This is a genomic window from Caballeronia catudaia, from assembly GCF_001544755.2.
In the GTDB taxonomy this organism is placed as follows: Bacteria; Pseudomonadota; Gammaproteobacteria; order Burkholderiales; family Burkholderiaceae; genus Caballeronia; species Caballeronia catudaia.
The window spans coordinates 111,335-137,654 of the sequence record NZ_FCOF02000010.1 but is presented as its reverse complement, the minus strand read 5'-3'; the positions used below and the strand labels follow the sequence as shown (position 1 = coordinate 137,654).

General features: G+C 63.5%; 27 protein-coding genes. 4 read left to right on the top strand and 23 right to left on the bottom strand.

Annotated features, from left to right (window positions below; genetic code table 11):
* Positions 1–40 precede the first annotated feature (40 nt).
* Together AWB75_RS13855 and guaB are read right to left on the bottom strand one after the other, a co-directional pair.
* A complete protein-coding gene (locus AWB75_RS13855; protein ID WP_061124642.1) occupies positions 41–868 on the bottom strand; it encodes a hypothetical protein in 828 nt (275 codons plus the stop codon).
* A 15-nt stretch (positions 869–883) separates the two neighbouring features.
* A complete protein-coding gene (gene guaB, locus AWB75_RS13850; protein ID WP_061124641.1) occupies positions 884–2,344 on the bottom strand; it encodes an IMP dehydrogenase in 1,461 nt (486 codons plus the stop codon).
* A gap of 222 nt (positions 2,345–2,566) precedes the next feature.
* On the opposite strand from guaB, the gene AWB75_RS13845 reads away from it, so the two are divergent.
* Positions 2,567–3,547 carry a DMT family transporter gene (locus AWB75_RS13845; RefSeq protein ID WP_061124640.1) on the top strand — a complete coding sequence of 327 codons (981 nt, stop codon included), beginning with the start codon at positions 2,567–2,569 and terminating at the stop codon, positions 3,545–3,547.
* A gap of 6 nt (positions 3,548–3,553) precedes the next feature.
* On the opposite strand, the gene AWB75_RS13840 is transcribed toward AWB75_RS13845, so the two are convergent.
* Both AWB75_RS13840 and AWB75_RS13835 read right to left on the bottom strand, forming a co-directional pair.
* On the bottom strand, positions 3,554–3,880 hold the full coding sequence (locus tag AWB75_RS13840; protein ID WP_061124639.1) for an RnfH family protein: 327 nt from the start codon (positions 3,878–3,880) through the stop codon (positions 3,554–3,556).
* Complete coding sequence (locus tag AWB75_RS13835) at positions 3,877–4,314, bottom strand: type II toxin-antitoxin system RatA family toxin (RefSeq protein WP_014191146.1); 438 nt, start codon at positions 4,312–4,314, stop codon at positions 3,877–3,879. The genes AWB75_RS13840 and AWB75_RS13835 overlap by 4 nt, the downstream gene beginning before the upstream one ends.
* Positions 4,315–4,434: 120 nt before the next feature.
* Here AWB75_RS13835 and smpB point away from each other — a divergent pair, with 120 nt between their 5' ends.
* Entirely contained in the window at positions 4,435–4,884 is a 450-nt protein-coding gene (gene smpB, locus AWB75_RS13830) for an SsrA-binding protein SmpB (protein ID WP_061124638.1), read from the top strand.
* Between the two features lie 62 nt (positions 4,885–4,946).
* On the opposite strand, the gene AWB75_RS13825 is transcribed toward smpB, so the two are convergent.
* From AWB75_RS13825 to ppsA, 3 genes are all read right to left on the bottom strand, one after another.
* Entirely contained in the window at positions 4,947–5,873 is a 927-nt protein-coding gene (locus tag AWB75_RS13825; RefSeq protein WP_061124637.1) for an SPFH domain-containing protein, read from the bottom strand.
* A 27-nt stretch (positions 5,874–5,900) separates the two neighbouring features.
* Positions 5,901–6,326: an NfeD family protein gene (locus AWB75_RS13820; RefSeq protein WP_061124636.1), complete on the bottom strand. Its 426-nt coding sequence runs from the start codon at positions 6,324–6,326 to the stop codon at positions 5,901–5,903.
* A 95-nt stretch (positions 6,327–6,421) separates the two neighbouring features.
* The gene (gene ppsA / locus AWB75_RS13815) at positions 6,422–8,839 is read right to left on the bottom strand and encodes a phosphoenolpyruvate synthase (protein ID WP_061124635.1); all 2,418 of its coding nucleotides are present in this window, start codon (positions 8,837–8,839) and stop codon (positions 6,422–6,424) included.
* Positions 8,840–9,341: 502 nt separating this feature from the next.
* Between ppsA and ppsR the strand changes: the two genes are divergently transcribed.
* Positions 9,342–10,160: a posphoenolpyruvate synthetase regulatory kinase/phosphorylase PpsR gene (gene ppsR / locus AWB75_RS13810; protein WP_061124634.1), complete on the top strand. Its 819-nt coding sequence runs from the start codon at positions 9,342–9,344 to the stop codon at positions 10,158–10,160.
* 9 nt (positions 10,161–10,169) lie between these two features.
* On the opposite strand, the gene AWB75_RS13805 is transcribed toward ppsR, so the two are convergent.
* The 16 genes from AWB75_RS13805 to rpsB form a co-directional block, all read right to left on the bottom strand.
* Positions 10,170–10,946 (bottom strand): TrmH family RNA methyltransferase, encoded by a 777-nt coding sequence (locus AWB75_RS13805; protein WP_061124633.1) that lies wholly within the window; start codon positions 10,944–10,946, stop codon positions 10,170–10,172.
* 16 nt (positions 10,947–10,962) lie between these two features.
* On the bottom strand, positions 10,963–11,676 hold the full coding sequence (gene rnhB / locus AWB75_RS13800) for a ribonuclease HII (RefSeq protein WP_061124632.1): 714 nt from the start codon (positions 11,674–11,676) through the stop codon (positions 10,963–10,965).
* Complete coding sequence (gene lpxB, locus AWB75_RS13795; protein WP_061124631.1) at positions 11,676–12,842, bottom strand: lipid-A-disaccharide synthase; 1,167 nt, start codon at positions 12,840–12,842, stop codon at positions 11,676–11,678. Before lpxB ends, rnhB begins: the two co-directional genes overlap by 1 nt.
* A gap of 12 nt (positions 12,843–12,854) precedes the next feature.
* Positions 12,855–13,643: an acyl-ACP--UDP-N-acetylglucosamine O-acyltransferase gene (gene lpxA, locus AWB75_RS13790; protein WP_061124630.1), complete on the bottom strand. Its 789-nt coding sequence runs from the start codon at positions 13,641–13,643 to the stop codon at positions 12,855–12,857.
* A gap of 65 nt (positions 13,644–13,708) precedes the next feature.
* Complete coding sequence (gene fabZ / locus AWB75_RS13785; protein WP_061124729.1) at positions 13,709–14,167, bottom strand: 3-hydroxyacyl-ACP dehydratase FabZ; 459 nt, start codon at positions 14,165–14,167, stop codon at positions 13,709–13,711.
* A 146-nt stretch (positions 14,168–14,313) separates the two neighbouring features.
* Positions 14,314–15,402 (bottom strand): UDP-3-O-(3-hydroxymyristoyl)glucosamine N-acyltransferase, encoded by a 1,089-nt coding sequence (gene lpxD, locus AWB75_RS13780; RefSeq protein WP_061124629.1) that lies wholly within the window; start codon positions 15,400–15,402, stop codon positions 14,314–14,316.
* A 28-nt stretch (positions 15,403–15,430) separates the two neighbouring features.
* Positions 15,431–15,955, bottom strand: coding sequence for an OmpH family outer membrane protein (locus tag AWB75_RS13775; RefSeq protein ID WP_061124628.1), 525 nt, complete (start codon positions 15,953–15,955; stop codon positions 15,431–15,433).
* 82 nt (positions 15,956–16,037) lie between these two features.
* Positions 16,038–18,350: an outer membrane protein assembly factor BamA gene (gene bamA, locus AWB75_RS13770; RefSeq protein WP_061124728.1), complete on the bottom strand. Its 2,313-nt coding sequence runs from the start codon at positions 18,348–18,350 to the stop codon at positions 16,038–16,040.
* A gap of 76 nt (positions 18,351–18,426) precedes the next feature.
* Entirely contained in the window at positions 18,427–19,809 is a 1,383-nt protein-coding gene (gene rseP, locus AWB75_RS13765; protein ID WP_061124627.1) for an RIP metalloprotease RseP, read from the bottom strand.
* Between the two features lie 7 nt (positions 19,810–19,816).
* Entirely contained in the window at positions 19,817–21,034 is a 1,218-nt protein-coding gene (locus AWB75_RS13760) for a 1-deoxy-D-xylulose-5-phosphate reductoisomerase (protein WP_061124626.1), read from the bottom strand.
* A gap of 18 nt (positions 21,035–21,052) precedes the next feature.
* Positions 21,053–21,865 carry a phosphatidate cytidylyltransferase gene (locus AWB75_RS13755; RefSeq protein WP_061124625.1) on the bottom strand — a complete coding sequence of 271 codons (813 nt, stop codon included), beginning with the start codon at positions 21,863–21,865 and terminating at the stop codon, positions 21,053–21,055.
* The gene (uppS, locus tag AWB75_RS13750; protein ID WP_061124624.1) at positions 21,859–22,641 is read right to left on the bottom strand and encodes a polyprenyl diphosphate synthase; all 783 of its coding nucleotides are present in this window, start codon (positions 22,639–22,641) and stop codon (positions 21,859–21,861) included. Before uppS ends, AWB75_RS13755 begins: the two co-directional genes overlap by 7 nt.
* An 84-nt stretch (positions 22,642–22,725) precedes the next feature.
* Positions 22,726–23,286: a ribosome recycling factor gene (gene frr / locus AWB75_RS13745; RefSeq protein ID WP_014191128.1), complete on the bottom strand. Its 561-nt coding sequence runs from the start codon at positions 23,284–23,286 to the stop codon at positions 22,726–22,728.
* Between the two features lie 91 nt (positions 23,287–23,377).
* A complete protein-coding gene (gene pyrH / locus AWB75_RS13740; RefSeq protein WP_014191127.1) occupies positions 23,378–24,091 on the bottom strand; it encodes a UMP kinase in 714 nt (237 codons plus the stop codon).
* A gap of 243 nt (positions 24,092–24,334) precedes the next feature.
* Positions 24,335–25,216, bottom strand: a complete 882-nt coding sequence (gene tsf / locus AWB75_RS13735) for a translation elongation factor Ts (protein ID WP_061124727.1) — start codon at positions 25,214–25,216, stop codon at positions 24,335–24,337.
* 144 nt (positions 25,217–25,360) lie between these two features.
* Positions 25,361–26,113, bottom strand: a complete 753-nt coding sequence (gene rpsB, locus AWB75_RS13730) for a 30S ribosomal protein S2 (RefSeq protein WP_061124623.1) — start codon at positions 26,111–26,113, stop codon at positions 25,361–25,363.
* Between rpsB and AWB75_RS38110 the strand changes: the two genes are divergently transcribed.
* Positions 26,063–26,272 (top strand): hypothetical protein, encoded by a 210-nt coding sequence (locus tag AWB75_RS38110; RefSeq protein ID WP_200822979.1) that lies wholly within the window; start codon positions 26,063–26,065, stop codon positions 26,270–26,272. The two genes, rpsB and AWB75_RS38110, sit on opposite strands and share 51 nt — an antisense overlap.
* The last annotated feature ends 48 nt before the right edge of the window (positions 26,273–26,320 follow it).

Below are 26,320 nucleotides of genomic sequence, written 5' to 3'. Positions count from 1 at the left end.
CTGCTGCGCGCGCGTAGCCTGCTGCATGCGCTTCGCGCGCTCATCGGGGTGCGCGGCCCGTATCGGGCGCGAGCGGATCGGCTCGTCTGCCCGTCGCCGGATCGATCTCGCCGCTGATGACGGGCTCGATGCGCCTGCCCGTGATCGGATCGATCGCGCGGCCCGTCGCCGGGTCGAGCGTGCCGCCCGTGACGGGATCGACCGCGCCGTCCGGGTGCGCGCGCACGGCCGCCGGCGAGATCGGCGAGGCGGGATCGAGCGGGCGGCCGTTCGAATCGATCGCGCGGCCCGAAACCGGGTCGATGGCCGTTGCCGCGGGCGCGCGGGCCGCGGGGCGCGAGACGGTATCCACAGGCTGTGAGCGTGCAAGCGGCGACGCGGCCGTCGCGCGAGCGTCTTCACGCTTTTGCGCCGCCTTCTTTTCCGCGCGCTGCGCCGATGCCGCGCCGGCCTGCGCCGCACGCTCGCGCCGGCGCACGGCCGACGACAGCCGCACGCTGCCCAGACCGAGCACGAGCAGCACGATGCCGACCACCGCCGCGCTCATCTGCCCGAAGCCATCGACCGCCGGCGTCTTCAGCCCGAGCAGCCAGACCAGCACCACGACGCCCGACAGCCACTCCACGTGGCCCGAAACGCGTGCGGCTCTGGCGGTCAACGCACCGTCGACGGCCGCATGAAACGCGAGCCACGCAAGGCCGGCGAGCGCGATGCCGAGCAGTTGCCCCGCAAAGGCGGGCTGCACGCGGATCGAATCCAGTTGCAATGCGCCGTACAAGCCCGGCCACGGCGTCAGCAGGAACAACACGCCGAACGCGACGAAGATAAGGGCATTGACGACGAGCACGACCCGCAGCAACGGTTTCATGATCAGTCCGCGTAATTAATCGACGTGGTAGTTGGGCGCTTCTTTCGTGATCTGCACGTCGTGCACATGCGATTCGCGCATGCCGGCCGCCGTGATCTGCACGAATTCCGCCTTCTCGTGCATTTCGGCGATGGTGCGGCAACCGCAATAGCCCATGCTCGCGCGCACGCCGCCGACGATCTGGAACAGGATCGCGTTCACCGAACCCTTGTAGGCCACACGGCCTTCGATGCCTTCCGGCACGAGCTTGTCGATGTTCGCCGAGTTGTCCTGGAAGTAGCGGTCCGCGGCGCCGTCCTTCATCGCACCGACCGAGCCCATGCCGCGGTACGACTTGTACTGGCGGCCCTGATACAGGAACACGTCGCCCGGCGATTCTTCCGTGCCTGCGAGCATGCTGCCCATCATCACGACATTCGCGCCCGCGGCGAGCGCCTTGGAGACGTCGCCGGAGAAGCGCACGCCGCCATCCGCGACGACCGGCACGCCGCTGCCGCGCAGCGCTTCGGACACGTTGGCGATGGCCGTGATCTGCGGCACGCCCACGCCCGCGACGATACGCGTCGTGCAGATGGAGCCGGGGCCGATGCCGACCTTCACCGCATCCGCGCCGCATTCGACGAGCGCCTTCGCCGCCGCCGCCGTCGCGATGTTGCCGCCGATGACCTGCACGTGCGGATAGTTCTGCTTCACCCAGCGCACGCGCTCGAGCACGCCCTGGCTATGACCGTGCGCCGTATCGACGACGATCACGTCGACGCCCGCCGCCGCGAGCAGCTCGACGCGCTCTTCATTGTCCGCACCGACGCCCACCGCCGCGCCCACACGCAGCTTGCCGTCTTCGTCCTTGCAGGCGTCCGGATTTTCGGTCTGCTTGGTGATGTCCTTCACCGTCATGAGGCCGCGCAACTCGAACGCGTCGTTGACGACCAGCACGCGTTCCAGACGATGGCCGTGCATCAGCGCCTTCGCCTCAGCCAGCGACGTGCCTTCCTTGACCGTCACGAGGCGCTCGCGCGGCGTCATGATGTTGCGCACCGGCTCGTCCATGCGTTCTTCGAAACGCAGGTCGCGGTTCGTGACGATGCCGATCAGTTGCGCGCCTTCGACCACCGGAAAGCCCGAGATGCCATGCTGCTGCGTGAGCGCGATGACGTCGCGCACGCGCATTTGCGGCGGCACGGTGATCGGGTCACGCACGACGCCCGACTCGAAGCGCTTCACTTTGGCGACTTCGCGGGCCTGTTCCTTGGCGGTGAGATTCTTGTGGACGATGCCGATGCCGCCCATCTGCGCCATCGCGATAGCGAGCCGGCCTTCGGTGACCGTGTCCATGGCGGCGGACACGAGAGGCATGTTCAGGGAGATATTGCGAGTCAGCTGAGATTTCAGGCTGGTGTCGCGCGGGAGAACGCTGGAAAACGCGGGCACGAGGAGCACGTCATCGAACGTGAGTGCTTTCTGGATCAGACGCATGGCAAATCCTATGGGCGCAAAAGCAGATTATACCGATAGTTCCCTGCATTTTCACTGCCCGAACAGCAGCTTACGCGTTTCCGTCGCACATTCCGGGCCGCCGATGGCAATTAATCCGCCACCCATCCGGCGGCTCGGGTTGTGCAGTTTTCGACAAGACGGACGGCCGGGGACGCGTGCTACGCTTCGCCGTCAATCGAAATAACGGCAGGGAGTCGGGCAATGCAGCGCGGTGTGATCTACGGAATGACGGCGGGTGCGATCTGGGGTTTCATCTTTCTCGCGCCACGGCTTTTGCCGGATTTTTCGCCGCTGACGCTGTCGATCGGGCGCTATCTGATGTACGGCGCCGTCTCGCTCGCGGTCGCGCTGCCGTTCGCACGAAAGCTGATCGCCAAGCTCACGCGCGCCGATTTCATCGCGCTCGTGAAGCTCGCGCTCGTCGGCAACCTGCTCTACTACATGCTGCTCGCCAGCGCGGTGCAACTGGTGGGCGTCGCGCCTTCGTCGCTGATCGTCGGCATTTTGCCCGTGACGGTCACGCTCGCCGGGCGGCGCGATCACGGCGCGGTCGACCTCAAGCGCCTCCTCGGCCCCCTGCTGCTGATCCTGGCGGGCATCGCGTGCATCAATGTCGACGTGTTCAGCGACGTGCTCTCGTCCTCCGCAGGCAACGAGCATGCGACGAGCGCGCTCACGCGCCTCGCCGGTCTCGCCTGCGCGCTCGGGGCGCTCGCGTCGTGGACGTGGTACGCGGTCGTCAACGCGCGTTATCTGCAGGCGAACCGCCATTTCGACGGCAACGAGTGGTCGGTGCTGTGGGGCATCGTGACGGGGCTCATCGGCGTCGTGCTCGGCGCGATCATCTGGATGCTGCCAGCGGGAACGGTGCAGGCGAGCGTGCCGGCCGCGCGCTGGCATCTCTTCTGGATCGTGTGTTTCGCGCTCGCGACCGGCGGTTCGTGGCTCGGCAACATGCTGTGGAATGCGGCGGCGAAGCGCCTGCCGCTCACGCTGGCAGGCCAGATGATCGCGTTCGAAACGCTTTTCGCCCTGTTGTACGCCTTCGTCTACGATGGCCGCTGGCCCCGCACGCCCGAAGTGCTTGCGATCGTGCTGCTGCTCGCCGGCGTGAGCTGGTCGGTCAGAGCGCATACGGTGGGCGCAGCACCAGCGGTCGCGAAGGAAGCGCCCGCGCACTGAATCCGCTCAGCGCGAGTCCTTCGAATGCCATTTGCGCCCTTCGATCGACCCCGCCTTGCGCGTTTTTTCGACGCGGCGCTGGCGCGCCGTCTTCGGGTCCACCTTCAGCGGACGGTAGATCTCCACGCGATCGAAGTCCGCAAGCGCCGCGTCGAGCGGCGTCACCTTGCCGAACACGCCGATTTTCTGCGTCGTCAGATCGATGTCCCGGTGCGCACGCAGCACGCCGCTCGCTTCGATCGCATCGCGCACGGTCGCGCCTTCGCGCAAATCGACGCGCGCAAGAAAGCTCGCACCGCCGGGCAGTCCGTAGCAAACGTCGATATGCATCATGGCTTGCCGTAGCGCTGATCCGCGCGCTTCACGAAGGAGTCGACGAACGTATTGGCGATATGGCTGAACACCGGCCCGATGAGCTTTTCCAGAATCACGTTCGAGAATTCGTAGTGCAGCGCGAATTCGATCTTGCACGCGTCCGCTCGCAGCGGCGTAAAGTGCCAGTAGCCGGTGAACTTCTTGAAAGGGCCGCTCAGGAACTCCATATCGATGTTGGTCGGCCGCTTCTGAGTGTTGCGCGTGGCGAAATGCTGCTTGATACCCTTAAAGCTGATGTCGATCTTCGCCTCCATGCCGTTCTCGTCCTGGCGGCCGATTTCGACGCCGCCGCACCACGGCAGGAAATTGGGGTAGTCGGCGACATCGGTGACGAGGTCGAACATTTCTTCCGCTGAATGGCGGATCAATACGGTTTTCTGAACGTCTGCCATATAGGGCGCAGCGGGTGGCTAGATTGGGCGGCAATGCGCAAGAGAACGCGGCGGTAGTTCGTTTGCCGGTCGGCGCGCTGCTAAAATCGTGATTTTAAACGAGTTGGGCACTTTCCATTCATGAGCATCATCGACAACAGAAAAGCCTTCTTCGATTACTTCGTCGAAGAGCGCTACGAGGCCGGTCTCGTGCTCGAGGGCTGGGAAGTCAAGGCGCTGCGCGCGGGCCGTGGGCAGATCAAGGAAGGCTACGTCGTGATCAAGCACGGCGAGCTGTTTCTGATCGGCACGCATATCAGCCCGCTGCCCGAAGCCTCGAAATTCGCCAATCTGGATCCGGTGCGCACGCGCAAGCTGCTGTTGCATCGCGACCAGATCGACAAGCTCATCGGCAAGGTCGAACAGCGCGGGCACACGCTCGTGCCGCTCAACTTCCACTACAAGGACGGCCGCGTGAAATGCGAGATCGGCCTCGCGAAGGGCAAGAAGCTGCACGACAAGCGCGAGACCGAGAAGAAGCGCGACTGGGAACGCGAACGCGGGCGCCTCATGCGCACAGCATCGCGATAGCGATAAACAGGCGATATACAAGCGATAAGCGAATCGGGGCGCTCATGAGCGCCCCGATTGCGTTATGCCTTTTTGACGACCCCGCCGCCCTCGCCCCTCACGATGGTCAACGCGGACGCGATCATCGAACTCATGTCCGACAGATTGCCCGGCACGATGAGCGTGTTGCCGGTCTTCGCGATATTGCCGAACGCACCGACATACTGCTCTGCGATCTTCAGGTTCACCGCTTCCATGCCGCCCGCAGTCTGAATCGCCGTGCCGATTTTCTGAATGGCCTGCGCGTTCGCCTCCGCTACCGCGAGAATCGCCGATGCCTCGCCCTGCGCCTGATTGATCGCCGCCTGACGCTCGCCCTCGGACTTCTGAATCGCGGCCTCGCGCGCGCCCGCCGCGAGATTGATCTGCTCCTGCTTGCGACCTTCCGACGCCGCGATCAGGGCACGCTTTTCACGCTCGGCGGTAATTTGCTGCTGCATGGCATGCAGGATTTCCTTGGGCGGCGTGAGGTCCTTGATCTCGTAACGCAGCACTTTCACGCCCCAGTTCGACGCCGCTTCATCGAGCGCATTGACGATGCTCTGGTTGATGAAATCGCGCTCCTCGAAAGTCTTGTCGAGCTCCAGCTTGCCGATGACGGAACGCAGCGTGGTCTGCGACAACTGGGTGATCGCGAATACGAAGTTGCTCGATCCATACGACGCCTTCATCGCATCCGTCACCTGAAAGTACAGGACGCCGTCGACCTGCAACTGCGTGTTATCGCGTGTGATGCACACCTGGCTCGGGACTTCGAGCGGAATTTCTTTGAGGATGTGCTTGTACGCGATGCGATCGATGAACGGCAGCACGATGTTCAGACCCGGCGCGAGTGTCGCGTGATAGCGGCCGAGCCGCTCGAGCACCCACGCGTGCTGCTGCGGCACGATCTTGACCGTATTCGCCACGATCACGATGGCGATCACGAGCAGAATGAGCGTGAAATACATTGTTCTTTCCTTATTTGGCTAGCTTGACTAACGTTCGGCGGCAACGATCAGCCGATTGCCTTCGAGCGCGGTAATGCGATACAGCCTCGCACCTTCCGACTCCCCCGGCGCGAGTTCGACGTCCCACTGCGCGCCGCGATACATCGCCCTTGCGCGGCCATCGCGCCATTGATCGACCTGCAAAGTCGCGCCGATGTCGAGATTCACAGCCGCATCGCGCGAGGCGTCGCCGCGCCGCTTCGAGTTGCCGAAGCGCGAACGCCTCAGCACCACGAGGGCAATCAACGCGACGACAGCCGCCGCGCCGATCTGCACATGCGCCCACGCGCCCATCACGAACGCGATGCCGCCCGCGACCATGCCGAGCGCGATCATGAGCAAATAAAACGTGCCGGTGAACAGCTCCGCGACGATCAACCCGCCCGCCGCGATCCACCAGATCAGCCCACTCATCCTCGCCTCCAAACGAAAACACCCCGGAGAAGTCCGGGGTGTTTTTATAGCACGCTGCATCAATCCGTAAGCAAGTGGAAAGACGCGCGATCAACTTATTTTGACAACGTCTTCGCCAGTTGCTGCCACGTCTCGATGATCGTGTCCGGGTTCAGCGACATCGACTCGATGCCCTGCTTCGCCAGCCACTCGGCGAGGTCCGGATGATCCGACGGGCCCTGACCGCAGATACCGACGTACTTGTTCAGCCGCAGACACGTTTCGATCGCGCGCTTCAACATGAACTGCACCGCTTCGTCGCGTTCGTCGAAGTCCGCCGCGAGCAATTCCATGCCCGAATCGCGATCGAGACCCAGCGTGAGCTGCGTCAAGTCGTTCGAGCCGATCGAGAAGCCGTCGAAACGTTCCAGGAACTGCTCGGCGAGGATCGCGTTGGACGGCACTTCGCACATCATCACGAGCTTGAGATCGTTGACGCCGCGCTTGAGCCCGAACTTGCCGAGCAGTTCGACGACGCGATCGGCCTGCTTCAGCGTGCGCACGAACGGCACCATGATCTGGACGTTGTCGAGGCCCATTTCTTCGCGAACCTTCTTCAGCGCGATGCATTCCATATGGAACGCTTCGGCGAAGTCTTCTGCGATATAGCGCGACGCCCCGCGGAAACCGAGCATCGGGTTCTCTTCGTCCGGCTCGTAGCGCGAACCGCCGATCAGCTTCTTGTACTCGTTCGACTTGAAGTCCGACAAGCGCACGATGACAGGCTTCGGATAGAACGCCGCCGCGATCGTGGCGATGCCTTCGGTCAGCTTGTCGACATAGAACGCACGCGGCGATGCGTGACCGCGCGCGACGCTTTCGACCGCCTTTTTGAGATCGGGGTCGACGTTCGGGTACTCCAGAATCGCCTTCGGATGCACGCCGATGTTGTTGTTGATGATGAACTCGAGGCGAGCCAGACCCACCCCCGCGTTCGGCAACTGCGCGAAGTCGAACGCGAGTTGCGGATTGCCGACGTTCATCATGATCTTGACCGGAATCTTCGGCAATTCGCCGCGCTGCACTTCGGTCACTTCGGTTTCGAGCAAACCGTCATAGATCTTGCCTTCGTCGCCTTCCGCGCACGACACCGTGACGAGCGCGCCTTCCTTCAGCACGTCCGTTGCGTCGCCGCAGCCGACGACCGCCGGCACGCCCAGTTCACGCGCGATGATCGCCGCGTGGCACGTGCGCCCGCCGCGATTCGTCACGATGGCGGACGCGCGCTTCATCACCGGTTCCCAGTTCGGGTCGGTCATGTCGGCGACGAGCACGTCGCCCGGCTGCACGCGTTCCATTTCCGACGGATCCTGAATCACGCGCACGGGGCCCGCGCCGATCTTCTGGCCGATCGCGCGGCCGGTCGCCAGCACGTTCGACTGGCCCTTCAGCTTGAAGCGCATCTCGGCCTTGCCGGACGCCTGGCTCTTCACCGTTTCCGGACGCGCCTGGAGGATGAAGATCTTGCCGTCGCGGCCGTCCTTGCCCCACTCGATGTCCATCGGACGCTGATAGTGCTTCTCGATGATGACCGCGTACTTCGCGAGCTGGATCACGTCTTCGTCGGTGATCGAGAAGCGGTTGCGCTGCTCGTGCGCCACGTCGACGGTCTTCACGCGGCCCGGCTCGCCCGGCTTCGTGAATTCCATCTTGATGAGCTTCGAGCCGATCGAGCGGCGGATGATCGGGTATTTGCCCTGTTCGAGCGTCTGCTTGAAGACGTGGAACTCGTCGGGATTCACCGCGCCCTGCACGACGGTTTCGCCGAGCCCGTAGCTCGACGTGATGAAAACGGTTTCCTTGAAGCCCGATTCGGTGTCGATGGTGAACATGACACCCGCCGCGCCCACGTCCGAGCGCACCATGCGTTGCACGCCCGCCGACAACGCGACTTCGGCATGCGTGAAGCCCTTGTGGACGCGGTAGGAAATGGCGCGGTCGTTGTAGAGCGACGCGAACACGTGCTTCATGCGATCGAGGACGTCCTCGATGCCGACCACGTTCAGATAGCTTTCCTGCTGGCCCGCGAACGATGCGTCGGGCAAGTCTTCGGCGGTCGCCGACGAACGCACGGCGAACGAAAGCTCTTCGGGCGAGCTCGCCTGGAGCACTTCGAACTCACGGCGGATTTCATCTTCGAGACGCGGCTGCAGCGGCGCGTCGACGATCCACTGGCGGATTTCCTTGCCGGCTTCGGCGAGCGATTTCACGTCGTCAACGTCGAGCGTCTCGAGACGTTTGGCGATGCGGCCGGTCAGGTCGTTGTGCTGGAGAAAGTCGCGGAATGCGAGCGCGGTCGTGGCAAAGCCCGTCGGCACACTGACGCCGGCTTCGGAAAGCTGGCTGATCATCTCGCCGAGCGACGCATTCTTGCCACCGACGACTTCGACGTCGGTCATTCGCAACTGCTCGAATGGAACTACATACGCCTGATCCTTTGCGACATCTTTCGCAACATTGACTGCGTTAGTCATACAAGCCCCTAAGGTGGATGGAATGCACGATCGCACGAGTGGGCTTAATTGCGGCGGCGCTCATTGGAAGCGCAACCGCATCTCGCACAACCTGTTTGATAAACCATCGGGACCGCGCCACCGGAGCCGGGCGCGTTGCAAAAGAAGCGGGAACGTCGGAAATCTGCTCGAAAACGTGGGTTTCTGCTGCCAAAACCGACGAAACGACCGCGATTTGACGAAAATCCGAATCAGTTTGTCCGCAATTGCTTATCGAACAGGTTGCCGCTATTCTACCGTGCCGATTGTCAGTTTTGCTTCGGCAGAGACAGTTATTCGACGGCAAAATCGAGGTCTTACACGCCGCATGGTTGGCCGGCGCACACCGCAGGGCAACCAATGTAACACAGGCGTTTTCCGCCGCCGTGCTTCCGCCGTGCCGGGGCATGGCCAGCTTGGTATCAGCGTGTTACCTTCTGAGCGCGCCCGCCCCCAATTCGTTCCCCCATTTGATTTTTCGCCGATGCCGCCTTCCGTATTCATCGTTTCCGACGGTACAGGAATCACTGCCGAAACCTTCGCGCATTCGATCCTTGCCCAGTTCGATCAAAAGTTCCGGCTCGTGCACGTGCCTTTCGTCGATTCGATCGACAAGGCCTGCGCCACCGTCGAGAAGATCAACGAGGCCGTCGCGCTCGACGGGCGCCGGCCGATCGTATTCACGACGCTCGTCGACAGCGCGTCGAATGAAGTCGTCAAGGGCTGCAATGCGCTCGTGCTCGACATGTTCCAGACTTTCATCGAGCCGCTCGAGCACGAACTGGAACTAAAGTCGACGCACGCGATGGGCCGGGTCCACCAGAACGCGGACACCGAGGAATATAAGAACCGAATCGAGGCGATCAACTTCTCGCTCGCGCACGACGACGGTCAGTCGAATCGCAATCTCGCCGACGCCGACGTGATTCTGGTCGGCGTGTCGCGCAGCGGCAAGACGCCGACGAGCCTCTATCTGGCGATGCAATACGGTGTGAAGGCGGCGAACTATCCGCTGATTCCCGAGGACTTCGAGCGCGGCAAGCTGCCTACGCCTTTGCTGGAGCATCGGTCGAAGATGTTCGGTCTGTCGATCGATCCGCAGCGGCTCGCGGAAATCCGCAACGAGCGCCGTCCCGGCAGCAAGTATGCCGCGCTGGAGAACTGCCGCTACGAGATCAACGAAGCGGAAATGATGATGAAGCGCGAGGGCATCAAGTGGCTGTCGTCGACGCACAAGTCGATCGAAGAAATCGCCACGACGATCCTGCAGGAAGTGAAGCCGGATCGCTCTTCCTACTATTGACGGTTCAACTCAACGCTGCTGGCGGCACTGCTCGAAAAGACAGATCGCCGCCGCGGCCGCCACATTGAGCGATTCCATGCCGCCCGGCTGCGGAATGGTCACGCGATGCGTCACCGCATCCCGCCAGATCTGCGACACGCCCGCGCCTTCATTGCCGAACACCCATGCAAGCGGTCCCGACAGATCGCAGTCGTACAGCGCGACCGCGCCGTGCGAATCGGTGATCGTGACGGGCGTGTCCAGCCGCGCGATGAGGTCCGCGGGTTCCACGTCCTCGAAAATATCGAGCAGGAAGTGCGCGCCCATGCCCGAGCGCAGCACCTTCGACGACCACGCGTAAGCCGTCCCCGGCGCGCAGAACACGCGCGCAACACCCGCCGCAGCCGCGCTGCGCAGAATCGAACCGACGTTGCCGGCGTCCTGAATACCGTCGAGGATCACGCAGGTTTCGGCGACGCGCGCGGGGAGTTCGGCGTCGAGCTTCTCGACGAGCAGCAGCATGCCCACGCCGTGCACGACGCTCGAAAGCTGCCCGAAGAGCGTATCCGGCAGCACGACGACGCGCTTCTCCTCGATGCGCGCAACGATCGCGCGCGCTTCTTCATGCGTCAGCGCGCCTTCGGTGACGAGACAGGTTTCGGGCTGTCCGGCAGCATCCAGGTAGGCCGATGCGAGATGCAGACCTTCGAGCAGCGCATGGCCGCTGCGCCGCTGTTGCGCGGTCGAGCCGGCCAGCGCCTTGATGCGCTTGTAGAGCGGGTTGTCCCGCGAAGTGATGGATTTCACGTTGCTTGAGCGCCGCTCAGAAGGCGAGCGCGTCTGGATCGTCCTCGAGCGTCGACGCGACTTCGAGCACTTCCGGCGCGATTTCCGGCAGCACGGAGCCGAACACGCGCGCATGCGCCTCGCGCACCGGCGCGAACGAACGCCGATGATGCTCGCACGGACCGTGCTCGCGCAGCGCCTGCAGATGTTGAGGCGTGCCGTAACCGGAATGCGCGTCGAAGCCGTACATCGGATAGGTTTCGTGCAACTCGACCAGCATGCGGTCGCGCGTGACTTTCGCGAGGATCGACGCCGCCGAGATCTGTTTGATGAGCGCGTCGCCGCCGATCACCGCTTCGGCGCGGATCGACAGCATCGGGCATCGGTTGCCATCGACCTTCACGAGCGTCGGCGCGATCGAGAGTCCTTCCACCGCGCGCTTCATCGCAAGCATGGACGCATGCAGAATGTTGATGGTGTCGATTTCCTCGACGCTCGCCGACGCGATGCAATACGCGAGCGCGCGATCGACGATCTTCACGTATAGCTCTTCTCGCTTTTTGGCGGAAAGCGCCTTGGAATCGTCGAGGCCGTTGATCCTGGGCTTGGCGGGATCGAAGATCACGGCCGCGGCGACGACCGGGCCCGCCAGCGGACCGCGCCCGGCTTCATCGACGCCGCAGATGATGTCGAACGGCGAACTGAAATCGAGCCCGACCTGGGCTGACGATTTTGCCTGCTTCGTCGCCATTATCCCGGCCTCCGCATGTCGAGCACCCGCGCCACGGCTTGAGCCGCCTTCTGCGACGTGTTCTGACGCAGCGCGATGTGCATGTCGGTGAAGATTTCCGTCAGGGTACGGCGGTTGGCGTGGTCGTTCAACTGTTTTAGCGTCGCGTCGGCAAGCGCTTCGGGCGTCGCGAAGTGCTGGAGGATTTCCGGGACGACGAACCGCCCCGCCAGAATGTTCGGCAAGCCGACATACGGCAGATAACCCTGCCGCTTCATGATCTCACCCGTGAGCCAGGGCACCTTGTACGAGATGACCATCGGCTTCTTGAGCAGCGCGGCTTCGAGCGTCACGGTGCCGCTTTTCACGAGGATCGCATCGGCGGCGGTCATCGCGGTTTGCGCGCGGCCGTCGGTGATCGTCAGCGACAGATGCGGGTGCGCGTCCACGAGCGGCTGCAGCAATTCGCGCAACGCCGGATTCGCGGCCGGCATCAGAAAGCGCAGATCAGGCTCGCGAAGCTGCATCAGCTCCATTGCGTCGAAAAAGGTCGGGCCGATCAGCGAGATTTCCGAACGGCGGCTGCCCGGCAGCACTGCGATCACCGGACCGCCTTCCGCGATGCCGAGCTCGCGGCGCGCGCCGGCCGTGTCGGGTTCGAGCGGGATTTCGTCGGCGAGCGGATGGCCCACATAGCTCGCCGCCACGCCCGCCTTCTCGAGCAGCGCGGTTTCGAACGGAAACACGCACAGCATGTGATCGACCGCTTTCGCGATCTTCTTGATGCGTCCGCCGCGCCACGCCCAGATCGACGGGCACACGAAATGCACGGTCGGAATGCCGGCCTCGCGCAGCGGCTGTTCGAGACCGAAGTTGAAATCGGGCGCGTCCACGCCGATGAACACCGAAGGCGGCTCCGCGAGCAACTGGCGCTTGATCTCGCTGCGAATGCCGAGAATCTCGGGGATATGCTTTAACGCTTCGACATAGCCGCGCACGGTCAGCTTGTCCATCGGCCAGTGCGCTTCGAAGCCTTCAGCCGTCATGCGCGGGCCGCCGATGCCGCTATAGCGCGTGCCTTCCGGCAGCGTTTGCCTCAGGCCCTTGAGCAGCGAAGCCGCGAGCAGGTCGCCAGAAGGCTCGCCCGCGACCATCGCGATGCGTGGCGGGTGTTGGATCAGAGTCATCGGGCAGCGTAGTTAGCGGATGATGCCGCGCTGCGACGCCGCGATGAAATCGGAGAATGCCTTGACAGGCTCATCGCCCTCGCCGCCTGCCGTGCTCAGTTCCTTCAACTGCACTTTCGCGTCTTCGAGCGACAGGCCGCTCTTATAGACGATGCGGTACGCCGATCGCAGCGCCGAAATGGCGTCGGGCGTGAAACCGCGGCGGCGCAAGCCTTCCACGTTGATGCCGTGCGGCTCGGCCTTGTTGCCCGCCGCGATGACGAAGGGCGGTACGTCCTGCACGAGCGCCGACGCGCCGCCGAGCATCGAATGCGCGCCGATGCGAACGAACTGATGCACACCCGACATGCCGCCGACAATCGCGTGATCGCCGACGATCACATGCCCCGCCAGTTGCGCATTGCTCGACATGATGACGTTGTCGCCGAGCCGGCAGTCATGGCCGACATGCACGTACGCCATGATCCAGCAGTCGCTGCCGATGGAAGTCAGACCCTGATCCTGGGCCGTGCCCGTATGCAGTGTCGTGAATTCGCGGATGGTGTTGCGGTCACCGATTTCGAGGCGCGTGGGCTCGCCCTTGTACTTCATGTCCTGCGGACGGCCACCGATCGACGCGTAATGGCCGATGCGATTCTCGCGGCCGATCGTCGTATGGCCTTCGATCACGCTATGCGAGCCGACAGTCGTGCCCGCGCCGATCACGACGTGCGAACCGACGATCGCGTACGGTCCGATTTCGACGGTGTCGTGGAGCTGCGCGCCCGGCTCGATGATCGCGGTGGGGTGAATCTTGCTCATGCGCTTGTCGCCTTATGCGGTTCGTGCTGCTTGTTACGGTGAACGCGGGGTGAACGCAATCGCGCTTAAGCGTCCGTGTCCTTCACGGTACACATGAGCACGGCTTCGGCGGCGGTGGCGCCATCCACTTCGGCGCGCGCCTTAAACTTCCAGATGCCCCGCATGTACCGCTCGAAGTGGACGTTGAGCACCAGTTGATCGCCCGGTTCCACCACGCGCTTGAAGCGCGCGCCGTCGATGCCGACGAAGTAATAAAGCGTCTTCGCCGGGTCGTGCGGCTCTTCCGCGAAAGTCAGAAGCGCGGCAGTCTGCGCGAGCGCTTCGAGAATCAGCACACCCGGCATCACCGGACGCGTCGGGAAGTGACCCTGGAAATACGGCTCGTTGATCGTCACGTTCTTGATCGCTTTGATGCTCTTGTGCGGCTCGAGTTCGAGCACGCGGTCCACGAGCAGGATCGGATAGCGATGCGGCAGCAGCGTGAGGATCTTGTGGATGTCGAGATTGATTTTTTCTGTGCTCATGGTCGTTCTGCTCACGCGCATCTGGGCGCGGAAATTGGATGGCGGGCCGTCGTCGAGGCCCGCCCGGGATTGCTGCGTCTCTTGGGCGGCTCGAACCGGCCCGCTCCTGATTCTGCTTCGGCGCTTCCTCTTAGCGGGCCGAGTGCTTAGGCGCCGCTTCGATCATCACGCTTGGCTGCGTCCGTCAACGCCGTTTCGAGCGCCTTGATGCGCTCACGCATCTTGTCCAGATTGCGCATGATCGCCGCGCTCTTGTTCCATTCCGCGTGCGGCACAGCCGGAAACGCGCTGGTGTACAGGCCGGGCTTCAGCAGCGATTTGGATACGCCCGATTTCGCCGTGACGATCACGTAATCCGCGAGCGTCACGTGGCCCGCGATGCCCACCGCGCCGCCGATCATGCAATGCTTGCCGATATTCGTGCTGCCCGCGATGCCCGCGCAGCCCGCGACGACCGTATAGGCGCCGATGCGGCAGTTATGGCCGATCTGCACGAGGTTGTCGATCTTTACGCATTCCTCGATGACCGTGTCCGCCATCGCGCCGCGGTCGATCGTCGTATTCGCGCCAATTTCCACGTCGTCGGCGATGTCCACTGCGCCGACCTGCGGAATCTTGACCCAGCTTCCAGTGCGCGCCTCGCCCTCGCCGACGAAATCCGGCGCGAAGCCGAAGCCGTCCGCGCCGATCACCGCGCCCGCGTGCACGATCACGCGCGCGCCGAGCTTGCAGCCGTGATAAATGGTGACGTTGGGATATAGATGGACGTCGTCGCCGAGCTGAACGCCGCGGCCGACGGCCACGCCGGCATCCACCCGCACGCGCTCGCCGATGACCACGCCGGCTTCGACCGTCACATGCGGCCCGATCACGGCGCTCGCCGCGACCTTCGCGTCAGGATCGATGCTCGCGCTCGGGTGCACGCCCGGCCGGGCCTTGGGCGTTGCGAGGTCGATGAACGCCTGCGCAACGCGCGCGAAATAAGCGTAGGGATTCGGCGTGACGATGAAATTGATGCCCGTGCGATTCGTCACCTTCTCGAGGTCCGCGGGGGAAATCAGCACCGCGCCGGCGCCCGTCGTCTCGACCTGCGGCAGATATTTCTGATTCGCGAGAAACGCGAGCTGCGCGGGACCGGCCTTGTCGAGCGGCGCGAGGCTCCCGACTGCGTGCGCGCGGTCGCCGACCACCTCGCCGCCGAAGCGCTTCACCAGTTGGTCGAGCGTGATCGCCATGCCTGATGCCATTTGCTCTCAGTCCTCGTCAGTTCGAGCTTGAGCCCGTGCCGGCCGAACTCGCGGCCAGCGCCTTCAGCACCTGATCCGTGATGTCGATGCGCGGACTCACGTACACCGCTTCCTGCACGATCAGGTCGTAGTGCTGCTGCTCGGCGATCTGCTTGATCACCTTGTTCGCCCGGTCCAGCACCGCCGAGAGTTCTTCGTTGCGGCGCTGGTTCAGATCTTCGCGGAACTCGCGCTGCTTGCGCTGAAAGTCCGCGTCGAGCTGGGCGAGATCGCGCTGACGCGCCGCACGGTCGGCCGGCGCGATCGAGGCACCGCTCTTGTCGATGTTGTCCGACATCGACTTCAGGCGCTGCGCCATATCCTGCAGCGCCTTGTCGCGCTTGGAAAATTCCTGCTCGAGCTTCGACTGCGCAGCTTTCGCGGCCGCCGATTCGCGCAGGATGCGGTCCGAATTGACCGCCGCGATGCGCGCTTCCTGAGCACTGGCGGACATCGCCGTGCCCAAGCCGAGAACCATCGACAACGCAAGCGCCAGCGCCATATGTTTCGAATGCTTACCGGTTCCCAAAGTGTTCCTCACGTTACGTCTGATTGAATGAAGTTCGCGTTCGAAGGCAGGCCGCTTAGAAGGCCGTACCGATCTGGAACTGGAACTTCTGATACTGGTCGCCATCGTGCTTTTGCAGCGGGAAGCCAAGGCTCAGCTTGAGCGGGCCGATCGGCGAGATCCACGCGAGACCGACACCGTAGCCATAGCGCAGGCCGTTTGCGCCGCCGCTCGTGCCGCCCTGGTTTGGATCGCCCCAGACGTTACCGGCATCGAGGAAGGTGAAGACGCGCAGCGTGCGGTCATAACCCGTGCCCGGCAGCGGGAACGTCAGTTCGATATTGCCGACCGCCATGCGCGAGCCGCCGATCGGGTCGTTCGTCTTCGAGTCGCGCGGACCCAGCGAGCTCGGCGAGTAACCGCGCACCGAACCGATACCGCCCGCGTAGTAGTTCTTGAAGATCGGGTACGTCTGGCCTTGCAGACCCTTGCCGTAGCCGCCCTGCAGGTTGAAGCCGAGCACGAAGCCGCGCGCGAACGAGTAGTAATACTGGAACTGCGCGTCGAACTTCACGTAGGTCGTGTTGCCGATCGGCGTGCCGTATTCCGCGTTCGACTGGATGTAGTAGCCGCGGCTCGGAACCAGCGCGCTGTCGCGATTGTCGCGCGACCAGCCCGCCGTCAGCGGATAGTTGTTCACCACGCGGCCGAACTCGTTCACGTAGTTCTGATACGACTGCGGCGTCGCCGAGTCGAGGTCCATCGTGTTCTGCTCGGCGCCGACGCCGAAGAACACCGTGTCCTGTTCGGAGAACGGGATGCCGAACTTCGTGTCCGCACCCAGCGTGATGATCTTGAAGCTCGAATCGGTCGAGTAGTACAGCGGCTGATACGTGCGGTAGTACGCGTCGGTGATGCGCTTAATGCCGTCGATCGTGAAGTACGGATCGACCTGCGTCACGGTCAGCGTGCGGTACGTCTTCGCGGTATTCACGTTGACCGCGAGACTCGTGCCCGAGCCGAACACGTTGTCCTGCGACACGCCCGCGGACAGCACCACCTTGTCCGTCGACGAGAAGCCCGCGCCCAGCGTGATCGCGCCGGTCGGCTTTTCCGCGACCTTCACGTCGACGTCGACCTGGTCGTTCGTGCCTTCGACGGGAACCGTCGTGACGTCCACGTCGGTGAAATAGCCGAGACGGTTGATACGATCCTTCGACAGCCCGAGGCGGCTCGAGTCGAACCACGAGCTTTCGAGCTGACGCATTTCACGGCGCACCACTTCGTCGCGCGTGCGCGTGTTGCCGACGATGTTCACACGCCGCACGTACACGCGGCGGCTCGGGTCCACTTGCAGCGTGAGCGCCACGGTGTGATTCGCCTGGTCGATCTGCGGCTGCGCGTTCACCTGCGCGAATGCGTAGCCGTATTCGCCGAGCTTGTCGACGATCGCCTTGGTCGTCGCCTGCAGCTTCTCTGCCGAGAAGCGCTCGCCCGGCTTGATCTTGATGAGCTTTTTGAGCTCGGCTTCGCGGTCGAGCAGGTTGCCCGACAACTGGACGCTGCTGATCTTGTACGGCTCGCCTTCATGCACGGCGATCGTCAGATACATGTCCTTCTTGTCCGGCGAGATCGACACCTGCGTGGAATCGATGCTGAACTCGAGGTAGCCGCGGTTCAGGTAGTACGAGCGCACGTTCTCGAGGTCGCCCGTGAGCTTTTCCTTCGCGTAGAGATCGCTCTTCGTGTACCACGAGAACCAGTTCGGCGTGGAGAGCTGCATTTCGCCCAGCAGCGTGCTCGAGCTGAACGCCTTGTTGCCGACGAAGTTGATCTGGCGGATCTTCGCGCTCGGGCCCTCGGCGACCGAGAACAGGATCGCGACGCGGTTGCGGTCCACCGGCGTCACGGTGGTCGTGACTTCGGCCGCGTAATAGCCGCGCGTGAGGTATTGGCGCTTGAGCTCCTGCTCCGCCTTGTCGACGAGCGACTTGTCGTACGAGCGTCCTTGCGACAGACCCACCGAGCGCAGCGCCTTCGTGAGATTGTCCTTGTCGAACTCGTGCAGGCCCGCGAAATCGATGGCCGAGATCGCCGGGCGCTCCTGCACCTGCACGATCACCACATTGCCTTCGGTGGCGATCTGAACGTCGTTGAAGAAGCCCGTCGCATACAGCGCGCGAATCGCTTCGGAGGCCTTGTCGTCGGTGAAGGTGTCGCCTTGCTTGATCGGCAGATAAGCGAACACGGAGCCCGGTTCGATGCGTTGAAGACCGTCGATCCGAATATCCTGCACGACGAACGGCGTGGTGGCATGCGCCGCCATGCCCGTTGCGGCGAGCGCCGCGGCCACAGCCGTCTTAGGAACAAAGCGATGAGGTTTGAACAACGTGCTTCCCCAGTATTTAAAGCTGCATTCGTTCCGGCGGTCGCCCATAGACGCCGCCAGAAATTGTCAAAGTGGATCAGAAACGAATCAGACGAGCGAGGTCGTTGAACAGTGCGATCATCGACAACGCGACGATGCAGACCAGGCCTGCCCTTTGCAGAACCAGCTGCCAGCGATCGGATACTGCCTTGCCGGTAACAGCCTCAACCAAATAATATAACAGATGCCCACCGTCCAATACCGGAATCGGTAACAAGTTCAACACTCCGAGGCTGATGCTGACGAGTGCAAGAAACGAAACGAAGGCCGCCAAACCGAGCCTGGCGCTCTTGCCCGCGTAGTCGGCGATCGTGACCGGCCCCGACAGATTCTTGAGCGACGCCTCGCCGACGATCATCCGCCCGAACATGCGCAGCGAATACACGCTGATGTCCCACGTGCGGTTCACGCCGAGACGCAGGCTCTCGAGCGGCCCGTAGCGCACGTCCACGGTGGGCAACTGGTTCGCCAGCGCCGCGCCGATCCGGCCGATGTCCTTGCCCGTCGACGCATCGCGCTTCAGGTCCGGCACGATCTGCACCGGTTCGCGCTTGCCGTTGCGCTCGATCACGAGCGTCACGGGCTTCGCGCCATGTGCCTTCACATAGTCGATGAAGCTCGCCGCGTTGTCGACGGAACGGCCGTCGATCGCGCGGAGCGTGTCGCCCGCCTTGAGCCCGCTCTTCTGCGCGGCGCTGCCCGCCTCGACGCCCGCCACGGTCAGCGTGCCGCCGCCGGGGGCGAAGCCGAGCTTGTCCATGAAATCCTGATCGGCGTCGGCATCCGTTATGCCGGCGACGCTCACCGGGAAGTCGTAAGTGCCCTCGTGCGTCTTCGCGGTCAGCACGATGCGACGGTGATCGAACGACGCGTCGAGCAGCTTCCAGCGCAGATCGGACCAGGAGCGGATCGGATGCGTCTCGCCGCCTTGCGCGTCGCGCATCGAAAGAATCGTTTCGCCGCCTTCGAAGCCCGCGCGCGCCGCCGCCGTCTCGGGCGCGGGTTGCGAGACGATCGCCGCGGGCTCGGTCACGCCGCCCGCGAAGACAGCGGAAAAGAGCGCGATCGCCAGCAGGAAGTTGGCGACGGGCCCTGCCGCGACGATCGCGATCCGCTTGCCCACGCTCTGGCGGTTGAACGCGCGCGGCAAATCTTCGGCGGGAATTTTGGCGCCGCTGTCGGGATCGATCTCGCGCTCGTCGAGCATCTTCACGTAGCCGCCGAGCGGCAGCGCGGCGACCGTCCACTCGACGCCGGTCTTCTTGCTGACCCATCGCGCGAGCGGCTTGCCGAAGCCCACCGAAAAGCGCAGCACTTTCACGCCGCACATTCGCGCGACGCTGTAGTGACCGAATTCGTGGACGACGACGAGCACGCCTATCGCGACGACGAAGGCGACGATTTCGGTCAGAAAGTTCATGACGGCCTCAATGGGCGATGGGTTCGGCGCCCGGCGCGCTCGCGGTGAGCTCTGCGACGAAACGGGATGCGAGACGGCGCGCGTTCGCATCGGCGGCGAGGACGTCGGAAAGCGTGGCGGCGCTCGTGTTCGGCAAGGCGTTCAGCACGCGCTCCACCACGCCGCCAATTGCCATGAAGCCGATGCGGCGCTCCAGGAACGCTTCCACGGCGATTTCGTTGGCCGCATTCAGCGCGGCGCTCGCGATGCCGCCGGCTTCCAGCGCCTGGATGGCGAGCGCGAGACACGGAAAGCGCGCGAAATCGGGCTTTTCGAACGTGAGGGTCGCGATTTGCGCAAGATCCAGCGGCGCCACGCCCGAGTCCACACGATCAGGATACGCCAGCGCGTGCGCGATCGGCGTGCGCATGTCGGGATTGCCGAGCTGCGCGAGCACCGATCCGTCGGCGTAAGAGACCATCGAGTGGATCACGCTCTGCGGATGGATCAACACCTCGATGCGCGAGCCGGGCAGATCGAAGAGCCAGTGCGCCTCGATCACTTCGAGGCCCTTGTTCATCATCGTCGCGGAATCGACGGAGATCTTGCGGCCCATCGCCCAGTTCGGATGCTTCACGGCCTCCTCGGGCGTGACGTTCACGAGCGTGGCCGGCTCACGCGTGCGGAACGGGCCGCCCGATGCCGTAAGAATGATCTTCGAAACGCCGCCGTGCAGCTTCGCCTCCTTGTCCGCGCAAGGCGGCAGGCACTGGAACACGGCGTTGTGCTCGCTGTCGACCGGCAGCAGAATGGCGCCGTTGTCGCGCACCGCGTCCATGAAGATCTGGCCGGACATGACCAGCGCTTCCTTGTTCGCGAGCAGGATGCGCTTGCCAGCACGTGCGGCGGCGAGCGTCGGTGCGAGGCCCGCCGCTCCGACGATGGCCGCGACGACCGTATCGCACTGCGACGCGCGGGCGACCTCGACGAGCGCGTCGGTGCCGTGCGTCACTTCGGTCTTGCAGCCTTGGGCGCACAAGGCCTGAGCGACGCGCGCGGCCGTATCGGCGTCGCCGACGACGGCCACTTCCGGCTGAAATCGCAGGCACTGGGCGACGAGCTTGTCGCCGTTGCGGTGCGCGCTCAGCGCGTAGACCGAGAAGCGGTCCGGGTGCCGGGCCACGACGTCGAGCGTGCTGTCGCCGATCGAGCCCGTGGAGCCGAGCAATGTGAGACGTGTTTGCATGAATTCTTCTCTAGCCGATTAGCCAAGCATCAGCAATGCGATCGGCAGTACGGGCAACAAGGCGTCGATGCGGTCGAGGACGCCGCCGTGACCCGGCAGGAGGCCGCTCGAATCCTTGACGCCCGCCTGGCGCTTCAGCAACGATTCGAACAGATCGCCGACCACGCTGAACGCGACCAGCACGGAAACCGCGACAAACGAGCGATCCCAGCCGAGATGTTCGACGAAGGCCGTGAATACGGTGGGCGCATAAAACGCGGTGCTGGCGGCGACCGCGCCGATGACGATGACCGCCAGCCACCCGCCGATGGCGCCTTCCCAAGTCTTGCCCGGGCTGATCGACGGAGCGAGTTTGTGGCGGCCGAGCGCTTTTCCGGCGAAGTATGCGCCTATATCAGCCAGCCAGACTACTAGCAGAAGCGATAGCACGAATGCTACGCCACGCGTGCGCGCATCGACGACCGCGTGCCAGCAGGCCAGAAACACCACGATACCCGCGAAAAGCAGAAACGCGCGCCACGTGTGCGCGGCCAGCGTCGGCTTGCGCAGCAGTGCGTAGGGACCGGCGAGCACCCAGAAGATCGCCGCCATCTGATAGAGCGGCGTGGATTTGATGCCGAGAAACGTGCTGAAGATGAGCGCGACGCCCGCGACGAGCGCATAGGCCACCGGCCCCGCCCCGTTCAACTTGAGGAGCCGTCCCCATTCCCATGCCGCGAACACGACGACGAAACCGATCAGCGCCCCGAATGCACCGATCGGCGCGAACAGCGTGATCGGCACGAGTACCGCGAGCAGGACGATTGCCGTGATGACACGGGTTCTTAGCATGGAAGGGTGTCGGCCTTCTGCGATTGGGAAGCGAGCTGCGCGCTCGTGCGCCCGAAGCGGCGCTCACGGTCACCATACGATGCGATCGCGCGGTCGAGCGCGTCGGCGTCGAAGTCGGGCCAGTAGGTATCGGTGAAATAGAACTCGGTGTACGCGAGCTGCCACAGCAGGAAGTTGCTGATGCGCTGCTCGCCGCCCGTGCGGATGAACAGATCGGGCTCCGGCGCGTACGCCATCGCGAGATGCTCGGCGAACGACTCGTCGTCCACGCGCGCGGGCACCCCCGTTTCGAGCGATTGTGCGATGAGCTTCTTCGTTGCCTGCATGATGTCCCAGCGCCCGCCGTAGTTGGCGGCGATGGTCAGCGTGAGGCGAGTATTGCGCGCGGTCTTGGTCTCGGCGCGCTGGATGAGCGCGCGGATCTTGTCGTCGAACATGGCAATGTCGCCGACGACGCGCAGACGGATGCCGTTGGCGTGCAGCTTGCCGATTTCGCGTTCGAGCGCGGTGACGAACAGACGCATCAGGAACGAAACTTCTTCGGTCGGACGGCGCCAGTTCTCGGAGCTGAACGCAAAAAGCGTGACGAATTCGACGCCGCGCCGCGCGCAGCTTTCGACGGTCGCGCGAACCGCATCGACGCCGCGCGTGTGACCGGCGACGCGCGGCAAGCGCCGTTCCGTCGCCCAACGGCCATTGCCGTCCATGATGATCGCGACGTGACGCGGGACAGCCGCGACATCGGGCACGGTAACGGTAGAGCTGGTATAGGTCATGGCCGGTGAATCTTGGAATCTGGAGGAGTGAGAGCCAGCCCGGATAGATAAACGCCCGAGGCTGGCGAAACCGTTTCTACGGCCTCACACCGTCATGATTTCGGCTTCTTTCGTCTGAACGAGCTTGTCGATTTCAGCGACGAACTTGTCCGTGAGCTTCTGGACTTCGTCGCTCGAGCGGCGCTCGTCGTCTTCCGAAATTTCCTTGTCTTTCACGAGCTTCTTGAGCGCATCGTTCGCGTCGCGGCGCAGATTGCGCACGGCGACCTTCGCCGTCTCGCCTTCGCTCTTCACGACCTTCGTGAGCTCGCGGCGGCGCTCTTCGGTCAGCGCGGGCATCGGCACGCGGATCAGATCGCCCTGCGTCGCCGGGTTCAGGCCGAGGTCGGACTCGCGGATCGCCTTTTCGACGACCGGCACCATCTTCTTTTCCCACGGCTGCACGCCGATCGTGCGCGCATCGACGAGCGTCATGTTCGCAACTTGCGAGATGGGCACATTCGAGCCGTAGTAGTCGACCTGGATATGGTCGAGCAGGCCCGTGTGCGCACGCCCCGTGCGAATCTTGGCGAGATCGGCCTTGAACGCTTCGATCGACCGCTGCATCTTCTGGTCGACACCCTTTTTAATGTCAGCCACACTCATTTTGAACCTCCAAACCTGGTTTTACGGGCGAAACGCGGCGCATCCCCCGCGCGGCGTCAACGTGCCGCGCAGCGCCTGATACCGCGAGAGTTTACACGTGGACGAGCGTCCCTTCGTCGTCGCCCTGCACGATACGCCTCAATGCGCCCGGTTTCGTGATCGAGAACACGCGAATCGGCAGCTTCTGGTCTCGGCACAGTGCGAACGCGGTGGCGTCCATGACCTGCAGATTGCGGCCGATCGCCTCGTCGAAGCTGATCGTGCTGTAGCGCGTCGCGCTCGGATCTTTCTTCGGGTCGGCGGAGTATACGCCATCGACCTTCGTCGCCTTCAACACCACTTCGGCGCCGACTTCCGAGCCGCGCAGCGCGGCCGCCGTATCCGTCGTGAAGAACGGGTTGCCCGTGCCGGCCGCGAAGATCACGACCTTGCCCTCTTCAAGCTGACGGATCGCGCGCGGACGGATATACGGCTCAACCACCTGATCCATGCGCAGCGCCGACTGCACGCGCGCTTCGATGCCCGCGTGACGCATCGCGTCCTGGAGCGCGAGCGCGTTCATCATCGTGGCGAGCATGCCCATGTAGTCGGCGGTCGCCCGGTCCATGCCGGCAGCGCCTCCCGCCACACCGCGGAAGATGTTGCCGCCGCCGATCACGACGGCCAGCTGAGTTCCGATCCGCACTACCTCCGCGATATCCGCCACCATCCTTTCGATCGTTGCGCGATTGATGCCGAAAGCATCGTCACCCATGAGGGCTTCGCCGGAGAGTTTGAGGAGTACGCGTTTGTAGGCTGTGGGCATATGAAGGTTCCGATCGCGCCGAGGAGGGTTGCAACAACGTAGAACTGTAGGGGTGAAACATTACTTACCGCAAGCGCGCCGGATCGGGCGGCGGGCGCGGCGGATCAGGGTTTACCCCTATCCTACCGCGCCCGCTCTCGTGTGCGAACCGGATCGCTGAATTCTTGCGGCGGACGTTCCGCCGCGGGTACTGCCGGCTCGACGCGCGGCCGCGCTGGCGACAGCGCGCGTCATGGGCGAGCCTTACGACTGCTTGGCTGCCGCGACTTGCGCCGCCACTTCTGCCGCGAAGTCGTCCTGACGCTTTTCGATGCCTTCGCCGACCACGAACAGCGCGAACTTCTGCACCGACGCGTTCGCCGCCTTCAGCATCTGCTCGATCGTCTGCTTGTCGTTCTTCACGAACGGCTGATTCAGCAGCGACACTTCCTTCAGGTACTTCTGGACCGAGCCGTCGACCATCTTGGCGACGATCTCAGCCGGCTTGCCCGATTCAGCGGCTTTCTGCTCGGCGATGCTGCGCTCCTTGGCGATCAGGTCGGCCGGCACTTCGTCCGACGACAGCGAAACCGGCTTCATCGCGGCGACGTGCATCGCGACATCCTTGCCGACTTGCTCGTCAGCGCCCGTGAACTCGACGAGCACACCGATGCGCGTGCCGTGCAGGTACGACGCGACCTTGTTGGCCGACTCGAAACGCACGAAACGGCGGATCGACAGGTTTTCGCCGATCTTGCCGACGAGCGCGAGGCGCACCGCGTCGACCGTCGAGCTTTCCAAAGGCAGCGCCGACAATGCAGCGACGTCAGCCGGATTGTTCTTGGCGACCAGTTCGGCAATCGTCTTGCCGAAGGCCAGGAAGTCGTCGTTCTTCGCGACGAAGTCGGTTTCGCAGTTCAGCTCGACGAGCGCGCCCACGCCGCCTTCGACGTGCGCCGTGACAATGCCTTCCGCCGTCACGCGCGATGCCGCCTTGCTCGCCTTGTTGCCGAGCTTCACGCGCAGCAGCTCTTCAGCGCGCGCCATGTCGCCGTCGGCTTCCGTCAGCGCCTTCTTGCATTCCATCATCGGCGCATCGGTCTTCGCGCGCAGTTCTGCCACCATGCTTGCGGTAATTGCCGCCATCATTCGCTCCTTGAGTCTGTTTGATACGTGCCGCGGCTTCGAGCGCCCGCGGCAGAAATTGGTTTCAACTATTCGCGAACATCGCGCCGGCTAAAAAAAAGGGGCCTTTCGCAAAGCCCCCTTTTTTGTCGGCCGCAGGCTCGATTACGCCTCTGCGTTGACCTCGACGAACTCGTCGCCTTCGCCGTTGCGCACGGCCTGGACCACGTCGTTCACCGCGTTGGCGCGGCCTTCGAGGATCGCGTCGGCAACGCCTTCCGCGTACAGCGCGACCGCCTTCGATGCGTCGTCGTTACCCGGGATGACGTAGTCGATCCCTTCCGGCGAGTGGTTCGTGTCGACCACGGCGATGACCGGAATGCCGAGCTTCTTGGCTTCCGTGACGGCAATCTTGTGATAGCCGACGTCGATGACGAACATCGCGTCCGGAATGCCGCCCATGTCCTTCACGCCGCCGATCGACTTTTGCAGCTTGACCATTTCGCGTTCGAACAGAAGCGCTTCCTTCTTGCTCATGCGCTCGGTTTCGCCCGATTCCAGCGCCGCTTCCATGTCCTTCAGGCGCTTGATCGAAACTTTCAGCGTCTTGAAGTTGGTCATCATGCCTCCGAGCCAGCGGGCGTTGACGAACGGCATACCTGCGCGCGCTGCTTCCTGTGCGATCGTGTCGCGCGACTGGCGCTTCGTGCCGACGAAAAGAATCGTGCCGCGATTCGCTGCCAACTGGCGCACGTACTTCAGCGCGTCGTTGTAGAGCGGCAGGGTCTTTTCGAGGTTGATGATGTGAATCTTGTTGCGATGACCAAAGATGTAGGGGGCCATCTTGGGGTTCCAGAAGCGTGTTTGGTGACCGAAGTGGACACCGGCTTCCAGCATTTGACGCATCGTGACTGCCATGAAATTCTCCGCGAGGGTTGGGTCTTAAGCCGGCTGCCGCATCCCACGCTTCTTGATGATGAGCGTGGGACACCCTGGGTGCGCCGGCTTGCGTATCGACTTGAAGCAGCGATGAAGTTGACCGCTCGGCTGACTGTGCCGCTGCCTTCGCTCGGCTGACTGTGCCGCTGCCTTCTTTCCAAGCCGGAATCGTGATTGCGCCGCGAT